General features: G+C 42.3%; 15 protein-coding genes. 2 read left to right on the plus strand and 13 right to left on the minus strand.

The annotated features are described in order from the left end of the window. Positions 1–50: 50 nt before the first annotated feature. Genes PSV17_RS04695 through PSV17_RS04710 form a run of 4 tightly spaced genes read right to left on the minus strand, consistent with a single transcriptional unit; the run spans position 51 to position 2,907 of the window. Positions 51–602, minus strand: coding sequence for a pilus assembly protein PilP (locus PSV17_RS04695; RefSeq protein ID WP_300480146.1), 552 nt, complete (start codon positions 600–602; stop codon positions 51–53). Further along, on the minus strand, positions 603–1,253 hold the full coding sequence (locus PSV17_RS04700) for a type 4a pilus biogenesis protein PilO (RefSeq protein WP_300480148.1): 651 nt from the start codon (positions 1,251–1,253) through the stop codon (positions 603–605). A 2-nt stretch (positions 1,254–1,255) separates the two neighbouring features. Then, positions 1,256–1,837, minus strand: a complete 582-nt coding sequence (locus PSV17_RS04705) for a PilN domain-containing protein (RefSeq protein ID WP_300480149.1) — start codon at positions 1,835–1,837, stop codon at positions 1,256–1,258. Beyond that, the gene (locus PSV17_RS04710) at positions 1,834–2,907 is read right to left on the minus strand and encodes a pilus assembly protein PilM (protein WP_300480150.1); all 1,074 of its coding nucleotides are present in this window, start codon (positions 2,905–2,907) and stop codon (positions 1,834–1,836) included. The genes PSV17_RS04705 and PSV17_RS04710 overlap by 4 nt, the downstream gene beginning before the upstream one ends. Positions 2,908–3,126: 219 nt before the next feature. Here PSV17_RS04710 and PSV17_RS04715 point away from each other — a divergent pair, with 219 nt between their 5' ends. Together PSV17_RS04715 and PSV17_RS04720 are read left to right on the plus strand one after the other, a co-directional pair. Next, complete coding sequence (locus PSV17_RS04715) at positions 3,127–5,700, plus strand: penicillin-binding protein 1A (protein WP_300480151.1); 2,574 nt, start codon at positions 3,127–3,129, stop codon at positions 5,698–5,700. Between the two features lie 8 nt (positions 5,701–5,708). Then, the gene (locus PSV17_RS04720) at positions 5,709–6,329 is read left to right on the plus strand and encodes a hypothetical protein (RefSeq protein WP_300480152.1); all 621 of its coding nucleotides are present in this window, start codon (positions 5,709–5,711) and stop codon (positions 6,327–6,329) included. Positions 6,330–6,699: 370 nt separating this feature from the next. On the opposite strand, the gene PSV17_RS04725 is transcribed toward PSV17_RS04720, so the two are convergent. The 9 genes from PSV17_RS04725 to rpe form a co-directional block, all read right to left on the minus strand. Beyond that, positions 6,700–7,371 (minus strand): hypothetical protein, encoded by a 672-nt coding sequence (locus PSV17_RS04725; RefSeq protein ID WP_300480154.1) that lies wholly within the window; start codon positions 7,369–7,371, stop codon positions 6,700–6,702. Continuing rightward, positions 7,368–8,366, minus strand: a complete 999-nt coding sequence (hemB, locus tag PSV17_RS04730; protein WP_300480156.1) for a porphobilinogen synthase — start codon at positions 8,364–8,366, stop codon at positions 7,368–7,370. The genes PSV17_RS04725 and hemB overlap by 4 nt, the downstream gene beginning before the upstream one ends. 141 nt (positions 8,367–8,507) lie before the next feature. After that, positions 8,508–9,296 (minus strand): indole-3-glycerol phosphate synthase TrpC, encoded by a 789-nt coding sequence (gene trpC / locus PSV17_RS04735; protein WP_300480157.1) that lies wholly within the window; start codon positions 9,294–9,296, stop codon positions 8,508–8,510. Continuing rightward, positions 9,289–9,741, minus strand: coding sequence for a DUF3465 domain-containing protein (locus tag PSV17_RS04740; protein ID WP_300480158.1), 453 nt, complete (start codon positions 9,739–9,741; stop codon positions 9,289–9,291). The genes trpC and PSV17_RS04740 overlap by 8 nt, the downstream gene beginning before the upstream one ends. A gap of 223 nt (positions 9,742–9,964) precedes the next feature. Next, on the minus strand, positions 9,965–10,996 hold the full coding sequence (gene trpD / locus PSV17_RS04745; protein ID WP_300480160.1) for an anthranilate phosphoribosyltransferase: 1,032 nt from the start codon (positions 10,994–10,996) through the stop codon (positions 9,965–9,967). Then, the gene (locus PSV17_RS04750; protein WP_013149243.1) at positions 10,996–11,562 is read right to left on the minus strand and encodes an aminodeoxychorismate/anthranilate synthase component II; all 567 of its coding nucleotides are present in this window, start codon (positions 11,560–11,562) and stop codon (positions 10,996–10,998) included. Before PSV17_RS04750 ends, trpD begins: the two co-directional genes overlap by 1 nt. A gap of 1 nt (position 11,563) precedes the next feature. Beyond that, complete coding sequence (gene trpE, locus PSV17_RS04755) at positions 11,564–13,072, minus strand: anthranilate synthase component I (protein ID WP_300480163.1); 1,509 nt, start codon at positions 13,070–13,072, stop codon at positions 11,564–11,566. A gap of 185 nt (positions 13,073–13,257) precedes the next feature. Continuing rightward, positions 13,258–13,950, minus strand: coding sequence for a phosphoglycolate phosphatase (locus PSV17_RS04760; RefSeq protein WP_300480165.1), 693 nt, complete (start codon positions 13,948–13,950; stop codon positions 13,258–13,260). A gap of 36 nt (positions 13,951–13,986) precedes the next feature. After that, positions 13,987–14,694 (minus strand): ribulose-phosphate 3-epimerase, encoded by a 708-nt coding sequence (gene rpe / locus PSV17_RS04765; RefSeq protein ID WP_300480166.1) that lies wholly within the window; start codon positions 14,692–14,694, stop codon positions 13,987–13,989. Positions 14,695–14,935 lie beyond the last annotated feature (241 nt).

Here is a 14,935-nt window from a genome sequence, read left to right on the forward strand (position 1 = left end):
CACCTTAAATTACCAATTACTTTAAATAGGGGTTTCTACTAAGTCGCAAACTACTCTTGCAATGGCAAATTAGAAACTCGCTCTATCCAATCCCCTGAAAGATCATCTTGCACAATCTCTTTTAACTCCACTTCACTATCTGTAATTTTTGTAACCATGCCGTAATTTTGGCCTACATAATTACCTATTTTAACTTGCTGTACACCATTATCTGGTGTTAACAATAACGCATAAGTGAGCTTAACTTTAGATAATTGACCCACGTATTTAACGCTTTCTAATGGATATGCTTCCATAGGCTCTCTGGGTCTATTCATATTAGGTTGTAAAACACTATTATTATTTGAGGCCTTACGTGCACGGAATGGGTCAGTTAGTTTGCCGTCTGCATTATATTGCAGTGCTAGATATGGCTTTACTTCAGGAAGAGGTTTGATTTTAGGATGCATGGTATTTGCAGCATTTTTAATAAAGCTATCCAAATCATCCCCACCATCTCCGTTACAAGCAACCAAACTCATTGCTAACAAACCTATTAATGAGGCTTTTACTAGCATCTTATGGGCGGATGGTCGTTTAAACCGAAAATTCAATGAATTCATCTATTTTCCACCTGCTTTAATTTTTACATCATTTTGTTTCTTTGCTGCGATCTCATCCGTATCCAAATACCTATAAGTTTTGGCGGTAACCTCCATTATAAGTGTCGCATCAGCATTGCTAGGTTTAGCGTCTTTACCATTGGTGATGGCAATGTCATTAAGGGTAACGATACGTGACAATTTAGAGATGTCAGAGGCAAATGCTCCTAAGTCATGATAAGTACCGAGCACTTTAATAGAGATTGGCATTTCCGCATAAAATTCTGCTTGGGTTTCTTGACCGGGCTTAAATAGTTCAAATTCAAGACCACGTCCCAATCCAGCCTGATTAATATCAGTAAGCAATCCATCCATTTGAGATTTATCAGGTAATTGCTTTAACAATGCGCCGAAGGTTTTTTCAATTTCCACCATCTGCTGCTTATAGCCAACTAAATTAATTGCCTGTGCCTGCTTATCTAGAAAAACTGTCCGCAATTCTTCTTCTTTGGCCTTTGCTGTGTCAAGCGAAGTAAAAGCATCAGTCCAAAAAAAATAGTAGCCAAATGCAAAAACAAGAAGAAAGACAAATGTAAGCAATACAGCTTTAACCGCAGCTGGCAAGCTGCCTGCATTATTAAAATCTATATTATTAAAATCCTCTAATTTCATGATTAATTCCCACCTTTAACTGGCTTTTCATCAGTCTCAACTTTAGGGACTTTAATTTTCACATTCAACACAAATGCATTTTGCTTTAACGTATTGACTATTACAGATTTAATTTCAACCAAGCTAGGGGACTCCATCAAATTCGAGGTAGATAGATTTCTCACCAGAGTTGCGACACGCGCATTGGTATCAGCTACACCCTCTATGGTAATAACCTCCCCCTGCTGTTTGATACTTTTCAGGTACATACCTTCTGGTAGTTGCCGACTTAGCTCATCCAACACAATCACAGCTTGACTGCGATTTATCTGCAAGTTCTCAACGACTTGCTTACGTTCTAACATAGTACTAATCTGATCTTTCAAATCTTTAATATCAGCAATTTCTTTATCTAGCTTCACTATCGCGGTATCCAAGCGCGTATTGCGCTCAACCTGTGCATCTAATTTCGCATTGATATAGGTATAACCCATAAAGATAACGGTTGCAGCAGCAATGGCTGCAAACAATGCCATTAAGCCAAACTCACGCTGACGTTCTTCACGTCTAATTTGGCGGTGGGGTAGCAGATTTACGCGTATCATAGCGCCACCCCCCTCATGGCAAGACCGCATGCAATAAGAAGTGCAGGCGCATCAGTAGCTGCCTGTTGCTGTTTTAGCCTAGCATTCATTTTCATACTGTGGAATGGGTTGGCGACAATTGTATGCACTTGCGTGCGATCTTGCACAACAGCATCAATTGCTGGAATCGCTGCGCATCCACCAGCCAGCACTATGTGATCTATGCGATTGTATTGGGTGGAACTTGTGAAAAATTGTAGTGCCCTAGCAACTTCCATAGCAAGCGTCTGCATAAATGGTTGCAAAATCTCACTATCATAACTTTCGGGCAAGCCGCCTTTGCGCTTAGCAATTTCGGCCTCTTCTAATGACAAGCCAAATCGACGCTGAATTTCTTGCGTCAGCTGACCACCGCCAAAACTTTGCTCTCTGGTGTAAACAGACTTATTATCGTGCAGCACATTAATATGCATCATAGATGCACCTATATCAATGATAATTACGGTTTGTTCGCGGCCTGCATTTGGAAGCTGACTACAAACCAAAGAGTAAGCAGCCTCAGTTGCATAATTCTCAACATCCATGACCGTCACTTTAAGTCCAGCACCCTCGGCAGCGGCAACTCGGTCTTCTATTTTTTCTTTACGTGACGCAGCAATTAATACTTCTACTTCATCTGGATTATTGGGTGCGACACCAAGGGTTTGAAAATCAATATTCACTTCATCTAAAGAGAATGGAATGTATTGGTTGGCTTCTGCCTCTACTTGCACCTCCATGTCCTCCTCACGAAGGTCAGCGGACATTAAAACTTTTTTGCTAATCACCGCTGAGGCAGGTAAGGCCAGTGCCACACGCTTCTCACGGGAGCCTAAAAGTTTCCATGCAAGCTTGATAGCATCAGCCACTTTTTCTAGGTCGCCCACATTGCCATCGACCATTGCATCTTTCGCCAAAGGTGCGCTTGAATATCCCTCAAGCTTATAGCCGCCATGCCCGTCTTCAGAGAGCTCTACCATCTTAATAGAAGTAGAGCTAATGTCGATTCCAATCAGCGGGGGGGTCTTTTCTTTAAAAAAGTTGAATTTCAAACTGAAATTCCCTTTCTGGGTTCGTTAGTTACGTTCAATTCTAATAAATTACATTAAATCCTATCAACAACTTTAAGCCCTGTAAAGCAATTTTTTTATTCGTCAAATTTATTGTTGGTTTAATTGAAACTTTTAATGCTTTATTTTGTTGTTTATTAGCAAGGTGGGTGATAGCAATTTATAATAGTATCGATTCTAACCATTGAAATTGTAAACTTCATGACTCCTACAAAATGGTGGCACTATGTTTTACTCGCTATACTAGTTGGCGGTTTATCCGTTGCAGCTCTGGTGACTATTGCTGCCGCAATAATTTACCCCTCACTCCCCTCTCTTGATGCGCTTACCAACTACCAACCCAAGCTTCCATTACGAGTTTATTCTGAAGATGGCTATTTAATTGGCGAATTTGGTGAAGAGCGTCGTGCATTTATTAATATCGACCAAGTTCCGCAAAACCTTAAAGATGCCGTGCTGGCAATTGAGGATCGGCGTTTCTATCAACACAACGGCATTGATACTACCGGGATATTAAGAGCGATTAAAAACAATGTATCAGGCAGATCTCACGAAGGTGCTAGCACCATCACAATGCAAGTTGCCAAAAACTTTTTTACTGTACCAAATGGCAAACGTACATTGATTACCAAAGTCAATGAGGCGTTATTGGCGATTAAAATTGAACATAGCTTAAGTAAAGATAAAATACTTGAGCTCTATATCAATCAAATTTATTTAGGCCAGCGTGCCTATGGGTTTGCAGCAGCTTCACAAGTGTATTATGGAAAACCACTTAATAAGTTAAACCTTGCGGAGACTGCGTTATTAGCTGGACTACCTAAAGCGCCATCTAACTACAATCCTTTTACCAATTCAAAACGCTCAATAGGCCGCCAGCAAGAAGTTTTGCATGACATGTTTCGCTTTGGCTTTTTAAAAGAGAGTGACTATCAGAATGCGCTTACACAACCGTTGCGTTTCAAAGTAACAAAACAATCACGTGATTTGTCGGCTGATTATGTCGCCGAAACTGTTAGAGAAGCACTTTATGGCCAATATCAAGATGAAATTTATAGCAGTGGTCTGAATGTATACACCACCATTTTGAAAGCGAATCAGGATGCTGCGAATGCAGCAGTGCGTGAAGGCGTTTTAGACTATGACTTACGTCATGGCTATCGCGGCCCAGAAAAGATATTAGACATTGCATCATTGCCAATACCTGAATATACAACTAAGAATAAGAAAAATTCACTAGACATAGCTTTAGATGATTTTGAAACATTTAATGGCTTTATCCCTGCAATTATTACTAGCGTTTCACCCAAGTCTGTTGAGGCACATACCAAAAGCGGCGAGGATATTGTTATTAACGACAAGGGTTTAACCTTTGTAAATAAAATGCTGAACAACAAAGACCCTGCTAAGCGCCTATTGAAAGAAGGCGCAGTCATCCGCGTTATTAATAAAGATGATACTTGGCGCATCGTGCAACTTCCTCAAGTTGAATCGGCATTAGTCGCACTTGATCCCGAAAATGGTGCGATACGAGCCTTGGTGGGTGGTTTTGATTTTAACCAGAGTAAGTTTAATCATGTTACTCAGGCATGGCGTCAACCAGGTTCTAGCTTCAAGCCTTTTATTTATTCCGCAGCTTTAGAAAAAGGTTACACCCCAGCAACAATTTTAGAAGATGCCCCTTTAAACTTTTCAGCAGCTCAAACAGGTAATAAAGATTGGTCGCCACAGAACTATGAGAACTCGTTTGAAGGTTCAATCAATTTAAGAAAAGCATTAGCACATTCAGTCAACACGGTAGCTATTCGGGTGTTGCAAAATATCGGGCCAGAGTATGCGCAAAGCTATATCACCCGTTTTGGTTTTAATGCCAAAAACCACCCAGCTTACCTTACTATGGCGCTGGGCGCTGGTTCAACAACACCTTGGCAAATGGCTAGCGCTTACGCTGTGTTTGCCAACGGTGGTTATCGCGTTAAACCCAATTTGATTTCAAAAATTGTAGATCAACATGGCAAAGTGATTTCCAGAACTGTTTTTGACCATGCCAGCAATGGTGCGCCGCGTGTGATTGATAGCCGGAATGCTTTCATTATGAATTCTATGATGCAAAGCGTGGTACGCAATGGTACTGCCACCAAAGCACTTAAACTAGGCCGTAGCGACATTGCTGGTAAAACGGGAACCACCAATGATCACTTAGATGCTTGGTTTGCAGGTTATAGCCCCAAGCAAGTGGCTATCGCATGGGTAGGATTTGATTCACCAAGACCGTTAGGCAGAGGTGAAACTGGCGCAGCAGCAGCCTTGCCAATTTGGATCAAATATATGGCAACTGCATTAAAAGATACGCCTGAAATGGCAATGCGTATGCCTGACGGCGTAATAGCCATGAATATTAATCCGACTACAGGTACGCGAGATGAAAATGGCATTACAGAGTATTTTTATCACGAAAACCCACCGCCGCTTCTTGAAAATCTCCCCCCACTTTTAGAGGATGGGCAAAATTCAGATGACTTTAATACAGCATCGCCCAATCAGGCCCAACAGCTGTTGCAACCTGACCCTTTAGCACCAAACTCTAAGCCCGGAGCGATTTCTAAACCTATAGCTCCAATACCTAACAATCTAAACCAAAAGCAGAGCTTACCCCAAAGTCCTAACGCGGGCACTAACCCAGCCTCGGTGATACCTACACCTACTGAACAGAAACACCAGTCAAACAATAGAAACATGCAGAATGCAGCGGCTAGACTTCTAAGTGGTCACTAAATCACCTCATGGCGAAAGAAAACCTTCAACAATTAAGACAGCTTATAGCTCAATCAGCCGCCAGAATGATGGCGGAAGATGGCATCTCAGATTATGCCTATGCGAAGAAAAAGGCGGGTCGGCAAGTAGGCGCATCAGATAACGATGTATTACCTTCAAATGCAGAAATTGAAGAAGAGCTAAAACTCTACAACGCATTGTTTTTAAGTGAAGAACAGCCAGAAAACTTGCGTGAACTACGTAAAAACGCGCTGTTCACCATGAAACTATTAGAGAAATTTAACCCTTATTTAACGGGTTCAGTGTTAGATGGCACGGCTGGATTAGGCTCAGAAACACATATTCATTTGTTTGCAGACAGCTTAAAAGAAGTGGAAATGTTTCTACTTAACCAAGACATTCCTTTTGAAACCAATGAAAAAACCTACCGCGTTCTCAATGATGGAAAACGCGATAAAAAAGGCGATCACCGTAAAAAAGTACCTGTTTTTTCACTAGAGATGTCAACAGGCGTCATTAAATTAAGCGTGTTTGAAGTGGATGAAATAAGAGTTGCCACCAAACGTACCGCCGATGGAAGCAACGCAGATCGCGCAAATATTAGCGATGTGAAAGCCTTATTAAATTAGCATTAACTCACTTAACAATTAAGTTGAGTCATTGCCCACACGGATTTTTTTAATATTGCACGAAGGTATTTAGGTTAGCCTTTCGTTGCTAAACTTGTTAGCTACCTAGATTCCCGCCTACGCGGGAATGACGGATGGTTTTGAACTTAAAATCCCCTGCTACCGCGCTTGTTCTTCTAAGTTTCATGGGAGCTTTCGGCAAGCGGCTGTCTGAGCGTAGCGAGTTTCCGCTTGACGCCCATTAAGCTTAGCAGAACAGGATTCAAGCGGGAAGGGGTAGCCTTTTCTTTGGTTTCTTTCTTTTGGCTAAGCAACAGAAAGAAACTCGCAAGTCGCGCGAAAGCGACCACTTACATACGGCGTAATGCCTTCAGTTGTTGCGCACTACAATAGCTTCTTTCAATATACCTATAACACCACTAATGTCTTTAGTGCTGTCATAACTTGGGTCCTGACGAGCTTCCTCCAGTTTAATGGCCATTTCTAATGGGGTAAGTCCCATTATTCCGCCCTTAATATTAGGATTAGCGCCATTGTCGAGCAACATCTGCACCGCTTCCAAATCATGTGAAGCGACGGCTAAATATAAAGATGTAACTTGTATTTTTACATCCGTATTGGTTTTTAAAACTTTTGAATAATCTGTCTTAGCATTAACATCCAAACCCTTGCTAATTAGAAACTGTAAATTTTCTATATTTTTCCTTCTATTTCTGAGTCCACCAGCACCCTCATTCTCACTAGCTATATTATAGGCACCAGCGGTAGCATTCAAATATCCAATATCTTCTGCGTTACCCCTATATTTTTTTAAATGAATATCACAAAGAGATGGACTAAATGGCAAATAAAAGTTTATATCTCTCAAGCTATATGGGATTCTAATTTGACTATCTGTCGCACTCAATAATCTCGCCCCATAATGAGTGCAAGAAGTAATTTGATTAATTTTTGCTTTAGGCAAACCATAAAAAAACAATGTGGCATCTAGTGCCACTATAAGAAATATTAAGAACGCTAACACCATACCAAATTTTTTCAAATTACTTCCCTCTTCAACCATCTTGCCGCATCCATCGCAAAATAAGTCAAAATCCCATCTGCCCCAGCCCGTTTAAACGCTAATAAACTCTCCATCACACAAGCCTTTTCATCCAACCAACCATTTTGCGCGGCCGCTTTCAACATGGCATATTCACCACTCACCTGATACGCAAAGGTTGGCACACCAAACTCATCTTTCACGCGGCGCACAATATCCAAATACGGCATGCCTGGTTTTACCATCACCATATCTGCACCTTCTGAAATATCCAAAGCCACTTCCTGCATTGCCTCGTCACTATTGGCTGGATCCATTTGATAGGTATATTTATTACCTGAACCTAAATTGCCCGCAGAACCCACAGCATCTCTAAAAGGACCATAAAATGCAGACGCGTATTTAGCTGAATAAGCCAGAATTTTGGTGTGAATATTACGTGTACTTTCCAATGCTTCACGAATTTGACCAATGCGGCCATCCATCATGTCACTAGGTGCGACAATATCCGCCCCAGCATTAGCGTGAGAAATAGCTTGTTTCACTAACACTTCGATAGTTTCGTCATTCATCACATAGCCAGAGTCATCAATCAAGCCATCTTGGCCGTGTGTCGTGAAGGGGTCTAAAGCCACATCGGTCATCACGCCAAGTTGCGGGAATGCGGCTTTTAATGCCATCACAGCGCGCTGCGCCAAGCCTTCTGGGTTATATGCTTCTGCAGCATCTAAGCTTTTAAATTTACTATCCACAACTGGAAACAATGCAATTAGCGGAATGCCAAGTTCCACACATTCAGCCGCCGTTTTAAGTAAAGCATCAATGCTTTGACGTTTAACCCCTGGCATAGAAGCGACTTCTTCTGTGCGATTCTCGCCATCTAACACAAATACTGGGTAGATTAAATCATTAGTCGTTAACACATTTTCACGCATCAAACGGCGTGAAAAATCATCTTTACGCATACGGCGTGGGCGGGAATAGGGATAGCTCATTTGGATTACCTCAGTTATATAACTTTATACTCCCTCCCCATTTTAAGAGGGAGGGTTGGGGCGGGGTAAAATCGATGAAACTTATAATGTTCTACCCCCATCCTAGCCTTCCCCCTTGAATGGGGAAGGAATATCTTATAATTATGCAAATACTCTAGCTAGCTCGGCACCTGGATCTGGTTGGCGCATAAACGCTTCGCCCACTAAGAACGCATGCACATCGTTATCGCGCATTAACTTCACGTCTTCTGGCGTGAAAATACCTGACTCCGTGACCACAAAGCGGTCTTCTGGCAACACTTTGAGTAAATCTAGTGTCGTTTGTAGCGTTACATCGAAAGTGCGTAAATTACGGTTGTTAATGCCAATGAGCGGTGTATCTAACTGCAAAGCCAATTCAAGCTCATCTGCATCGTGCACTTCTACCAATACTGCCATGCCTAAGTCATGTGCGAGCTGTTCTAAAGCGCGCATTTGCTTAACTTCCAGCGCGGCTACTATCAACAAAATACAATCTGCACCCATCGCCCGTGCTTCAAATACTTGGTATGGGTCTATCATAAAGTCTTTACGCAACACTGGCAGTTTGCATGCTTTGCGTGCTTGTTTTAAATAGTCTGCGCTGCCTTGAAAATACTCAACGTCAGTAAGCACTGACAAACACGCCGCGCCGCCTTTTTCATAGCTTTTGGCGATTTCAGCGGGGTTAAAATCTTCCCGAATAACGCCTTTTGATGGGCTCGCTTTTTTGATTTCTGCAATCACCGCAGGTTTGTTAGCACTAACTTTTTTAAAGATACTGCCAACAAAATCACGCGGATCGCCTTGCGCTTCAGCTTGCTTTTGCAGCTCAGCCAAACTGACTAGACCTTTGCTGGCGGCAACTTCTTGCTCTTTAGTCGCTAAAATTTTCTTTAAGATATCACTCATATTTTTTTGCCTTATGTTCTAACCAACCAGCCGCATGATTGCCGCGTGGGTCTTTGTGTGTCCAATGTACTGTGCCGCCTTTTGGCGTATAGACGTATTCACCTTTAAAGCTCACAGTGTCGCCTTCGTGAATATCATCCACACGCGGTGCCAAATCAATATTATGGGCGATTAAAATCGTAATATTGTCACTGACTTTTAGTAAAAACTTTTGGTGCTGCAAGCCGTTAGTGTCATCTTTTAACAGCTTAACCACAACACCACTGCCTTGAACTTGCGGTAAATTGCGATGCGCACCATAGGCTTCAACAATCGCGCCAGCGTCTATATTGTCAGATGAATAAACAGATGCTGACTCTAGCAGTTGTGGGTTGTTAGGTGCGTGGCAAGCGGCAAAACTAAGTGCTAAAAAGATTGCTAATAATATTAAAAATTGCTTTTTCATAATCTTGTTTTCATTTTAAGTGCTTTGCACAAACTTAAATTTAGCTGTATTTTTAGCAAAATTATCAAAAGTCCGTCATACCAGCGTAGGCTGGTATCCAGTCAGATTTCAATCTTAGTGATTGTAATTTAGCACTCTAATATTTAACCTTGACTGGATTCCGTCCTCCGACGGAATGACGAGTTTATAAGTTTTTATGATTAAAATGCATTTCCCCAAAGCCTTAAGCTGCTTTCAATGCATTTAATTTAGCTAAAGCAAGACCATTATCAATCACTTCACGCGCTTTATTGATGCCACTTTGCAAGCTATCCGCAACACCAGAAACATAAATTGCTGCGCCTGCATTCAACAACACAATGTCGCGCGCTGCGCCTTTTTTACCATTGAGCACATCTAAAATCATCGCTTTTGATTCTTCAGCGTTTTGCACTTGTATGGTGTTTAAGTCATGTATTGGCATATCAAACTGGTTGGGGTTAATGGTGTATTGATTAACTGCACCGTCTTTTAACTCGGCCACATAGGTGTCACCCGTAAAAGAAATCTCATCCATACCATCAGCGCCGTGCACAACCATGACGTGCGTGCTGCCTAAGCGCTGCAATACTTGCGCAAGTAGCAGTGTAAGGTCTTTATGAAACACGCCCATCACTTGCCGTTTAGCGCCCGCAGGGTTAGTCATCGGGCCAAGCAAGTTGAACAGAGTGCGAATGCCCATCTCACGACGTACAGGCGCGGCATGCTTCATAGCACTATGGTGGTTGGGGGCGAACATAAAGCCAATACCGATGCTATCAACGCATTGAGCGACTTGCTCTGGAGATAAGTTCACGTTCACACCTAAAACTTCTAACACATCCGCACTGCCGCAGGTTGATGAAACAGAACGTCCACCATGCTTGGCTACTTTTGCACCCGCTGCTGCTGCAACAAAGGCACATACCGTTGACACGTTAAATGTTTGAATGCCATCGCCACCCGTGCCGCAAGTATCAATCAAGTGGCTTGTGTCGTTAATCGTGACTTTAGTTGAAAGGTCGCGCATGACTTTAGCGGCGGCAGAGATTTCATCGACCGTTTCGCCTTTCATGCGTAAGCCCATCAACAAGCTGGAAATTTGCACCGCAGTTAACTCGCCAGACATCATCATGCGCATGATTTCTAGCATTTGCGCATGGGTAAAGTCCTTGCGATCAAGCAGTAGCTGTAAGGCTTCTTTGAAGCTGATGTCGATTTGCTTTCCTTCAGCCATTACTTTTCCTTCAGGAAATTATCCAGCAACTCGTGGCCGTATTCCGTGAGGATGGATTCTGGGTGAAATTGCACCCCTTCTACACGCAAGGTTTTATGACGCACGCCCATAATTTCGCCATCGTCAGTCCATGCGGTGATTTCTAGGCAATCTGGTATGGTTTCTTTTTCAATCACCAATGAGTGATAACGTGTTGCGGTGTAAGGGTTTGGCAAATCTTTAAACACACCAATATTTTTATGGTGAATCAATGAAGTTTTGCCATGCATTAAAGTTTTAGCTTTAATAATATGACCGCCAAAAGCCTGACCGATACTTTGATGGCCTAAGCAAACGCCAAGCAATGGAATCTTACCTGCGAACTCTTTAATAAGCGGCACGCTAATACCAGCCTCATTCGGCGTACATGGACCTGGTGAAATAACGATATGGTCAGGCTTAAGTGAGGCAACCTTAGCTAAATCAATTTCATCATTGCGATACACCTGCACGTCTTGCCCTAACTCACCTAAATACTGCACCAAGTTATAAGTAAAAGAATCGTAATTATCTATCATGAGTAACATATTAACTCCCTGCTTTCGGTGCCGCATCTATATTCGAGTCTAACCCTGCTTGAACTAATTCAGCCGCACGTAGCACTGCCTTGGCCTTGTTCTGCGTTTCTTCCCATTCCGAGAGTGGCACGGAATCTGCAACAATGCCAGCACCTGCTTGCACGTAGAGCATATTGTTTTTAATCACACCAGTTCTAATGGCAATTGCCACATCCATATCCCCGTTGAAGCCTAAGTAGCCCACCGCACCTGCGTAAATGCCACGTTTGCTTGGTTCTAGCTCATCAATGATTTCCATCGCGCGGACTTTTGGCGCGCCGCTTACCGTACCTGCGGGGAAGGTTGCTTTAATCACATCAATCGCGTCCATACCAGCTTTGAGTTTGCCTTCCACATTGCTGACGATATGCATCACGTGTGAATAGCGCTCAATCATCATATTATCGGTAACTTTTACACTACCAGTTTGTGCGACGCGACCAACATCATTACGGCCTAAATCCATCAGTTGTACATGCTCTGCACGCTCTTTAGGGTCTGCTAATAACTCCACTGCCAGCGCCAAATCTTGCTCGCGGGTTTTGCCGCGTGGGCGCGTACCTGCAATCGGTCTTGCCGTCACAGTACCATTTTCTAAGCGCACTAAAATCTCAGGTGATGCGCCGACCACATGGTGATCGCCCATATCGTAATAGAACATATAAGGTGATGGATTTAAGCTGCGTAAGGCGCGATACAAACTTAATGGTGGCGCTGTGAATTTTTGCGACATACGTTGCGACAAAACAACCTGCATAATGTCGCCATCTAAAATGTATTGTTGGGCTTTTTTAACCGCGGCTTTGAAATTATCTTCACCAAACTCTGAAACGGCTACTGAAGATTCTGATGGGCTAGATTGTGGAATCGTTGCATTTTTACGTAACATTTTGGCTAGCTCATTTAAGCGATTTAGCGCTGTCTCGTAAGCGTTGGCTTGGTCTGTGTTAGCATAAACTATGAAATATAGCTTGCTGCTTAGGTTATCAACAACAGCAATTTCTTCTGACACCATGAGCAATACGTCAGGCACGTTAATCGCATCGGGCTTTTGTACGCCAGCTAAACGTTTTTCAATATAGCGCACGGTTTCATAGCCAAAATAACCAGCTAAACCACCAGTAAAACGCGGCAAACCTTCATAAGGCGGCGTTTTGTAGCGTGCTTGAAAGCTTTTAACAAAGTCTAATGGATTGGTGTTTTCTACAGTTTCAACAACGACATTATTTTCAAGCACTTGTACTTGATTATCGTACGCTATGATACGTGTTTTGGCAGGCAAGCCAATAATTGAGTAGCGACCAAAGCGCTCACCACCTTGTACGGACTCAAGCAGGTATGAAAAAGGTTGATTGGCTAATTTTAGATACAGTGACAAAGGCGTATCTAAATCGGCAAAGGTTTCCAGCACTAGCGGGATGCGGTTAAATCCTTTTGCTGCTAGAGCATCGAATTCTGTTTTATTAATTGTGGTAAACATGATGTAAAAATCTTTCTAATAATTTTCTAGTATTTGCGGCTGCACTTTTGCGGTATAACTCGACCGCATTGGCTACACGCCTGTTGGTTGCTGGCAAGGTCGGCTCAGCTTCGCCAAGAGCCACGCCAGCTTAGAAAAGTATTATTAAAATTCATCATATTCACTTAATTCTGTTCGTAAAGTTATTAAAGCAAAACTGTAATTAAATTCTTTGAGACCAATTCAGTTAAATTCTCAATCATTGCATCGACTTTAGACTCATCAATCGACCGTCCCTGATTATAACCGTAAGGCACGGTAACAATAAAGCAACCCGCAGCGTGTGCCGCTGTAATGTCCGTATCTGAATCACCGACTAACATCGCCTCAAAAGTATGAATATCTAGCTTTTCACAAATGTGCTGCAACTGCATAGGGTCAGGCTTCTTTTTTGGCAAACTATCACCAGACACCACAATCTCGAAAAATTCTGCCAAACCACTTTTATGCAACAAAGGCAAAGTGAATTTTTCTGGCTTATTGGTTACACAAGCCAGCTTCAAACCTTTGTTACGCAAGGCTTGTAAGCCTTCTACAACACCGTCATACGGCTTACTATCACTTACATTATTTGCGTAATGAGAGAAAAACGAACTCTCAGCTTGAGCAAATAACGCGGTATCAGGCTCATCGTTCAAGCGAGTAATGTGCAACTGACTATTCAAGCAGCGCTTAATCAGCACTGCCGCGCCTTCACCAATATAACTTTCAACCTGCTTCTCGGGCAACACTGGCAAATTCAAATCAGCCAGCATTAAGTTGATTGCGGATGCGATTTCTGGCGCGCTGTCTACCAAAGTGCCGTCAAGATCCAGCATGACGGCTTTTACTCTAAACATGAACAGTCGACTTAAATGCTAAAGATAATTGAGCTTTTAAACAGTTGCCAATGCAGCACGCATTTCGCCAACTACCGTGTTATAGCGGTTTTTATCAGCGTCGTTACCTTTAGTGAAAATCGCGCTACCAGCTACAAATGTGTCAGCACCTGCACGAGCGATTTCAGCAATGTTTTGCGCATTAACGCCACCATCAACTTCTAACCAAATTTGACGGCCTGTTTTCTCGTAGTAAGCATCAATCTTAGCGCGAGCCAATTTCAATTTTTCCAATGTTTCTGGAATAAATTTTTGACCACCAAAGCCAGGGTTAACTGACATCAATAAAATCATATCGACTTTATCCATCACGTGATCTAAGTAGCTTAATGAAGTCGCTGGGTTAAATACCAAGCCAGATTTACAGCCTAAATCACGCACCATAGCAAGGCTGCGGTCGATATGCTCAGAAGCTTCTGGATGGAAAGTAATGATGTTCGCGCCTGCTTTTGCAAAGTCAGGAATAATACGATCCACTGGTTTTACCATTAAATGCACGTCAATCAGCGCGCCAGCTTTTTGTGAAATTTCACGAATCGCATCACAAACTAAAGGGCCAATCGTCAAGTTAGGCACGTAGTGGTTATCCATCACATCAAAATGCACTAAATCTGTACCTGATGTAATTACATCATCGATTTCTTGGCCTAATTTAGCAAAGTTTGCAGAAAGAATACTAGGGGCAATTCTAAAAGTTTTATCCATGACGAAAATCCAAAAGTCCAAAAAATTAAGTAATAAGTCGTTATTTTAACGCCATTTTGCACTTTTTGGATATGTGCCTTGCTTAACATAAGCCAATACATCAAAATTACGGCTTTAAGGATGCTTGTATGAATACAGGTTTCTATATTAGACAAGGCGCAAGTGAAAAATAATGACGCAGCATATGGATGTATATGTAAGGAATTATTTTTAATGAGCAACGCAGTATAATAACGAAAAA

It is taken from the genome of Methylotenera sp. (assembly GCF_029946165.1).
In the GTDB taxonomy this organism is placed as follows: Bacteria; Pseudomonadota; Gammaproteobacteria; order Burkholderiales; family Methylophilaceae; genus Methylotenera.

What these genes read in the sequence shown, in the direction of transcription:
- PSV17_RS04695 (WP_300480146.1), bottom strand. Translation starts at nt 602, where the DNA reads ATGAATTCATTGAATTTTCGGTTTAAACGACCATCCGCCCATAAGATG.
- PSV17_RS04700 (WP_300480148.1), bottom strand. Translation starts at nt 1,253, where the DNA reads ATGAAATTAGAGGATTTTAATAATATAGATTTTAATAATGCAGGCAGC.
- PSV17_RS04705 (WP_300480149.1), bottom strand. Translation starts at nt 1,837, where the DNA reads ATGATACGCGTAAATCTGCTACCCCACCGCCAAATTAGACGTGAAGAA.
- PSV17_RS04715 (WP_300480151.1), top strand. Translation starts at nt 3,127, where the DNA reads ATGACTCCTACAAAATGGTGGCACTATGTTTTACTCGCTATACTAGTT.
- PSV17_RS04720 (WP_300480152.1), top strand. Translation starts at nt 5,709, where the DNA reads ATGGCGAAAGAAAACCTTCAACAATTAAGACAGCTTATAGCTCAATCA.
- hemB (WP_300480156.1), bottom strand. Translation starts at nt 8,366, where the DNA reads ATGAGCTATCCCTATTCCCGCCCACGCCGTATGCGTAAAGATGATTTT.
- trpC (WP_300480157.1), bottom strand. Translation starts at nt 9,296, where the DNA reads ATGAGTGATATCTTAAAGAAAATTTTAGCGACTAAAGAGCAAGAAGTT.
- PSV17_RS04740 (WP_300480158.1), bottom strand. Translation starts at nt 9,741, where the DNA reads ATGAAAAAGCAATTTTTAATATTATTAGCAATCTTTTTAGCACTTAGT.
- trpD (WP_300480160.1), bottom strand. Translation starts at nt 10,996, where the DNA reads ATGGCTGAAGGAAAGCAAATCGACATCAGCTTCAAAGAAGCCTTACAG.
- PSV17_RS04750 (WP_013149243.1), bottom strand. Translation starts at nt 11,562, where the DNA reads ATGTTACTCATGATAGATAATTACGATTCTTTTACTTATAACTTGGTG.
- trpE (WP_300480163.1), bottom strand. Translation starts at nt 13,072, where the DNA reads ATGTTTACCACAATTAATAAAACAGAATTCGATGCTCTAGCAGCAAAA.
- PSV17_RS04760 (WP_300480165.1), bottom strand. Translation starts at nt 13,950, where the DNA reads ATGTTTAGAGTAAAAGCCGTCATGCTGGATCTTGACGGCACTTTGGTA.
- rpe (WP_300480166.1), bottom strand. Translation starts at nt 14,694, where the DNA reads ATGGATAAAACTTTTAGAATTGCCCCTAGTATTCTTTCTGCAAACTTT.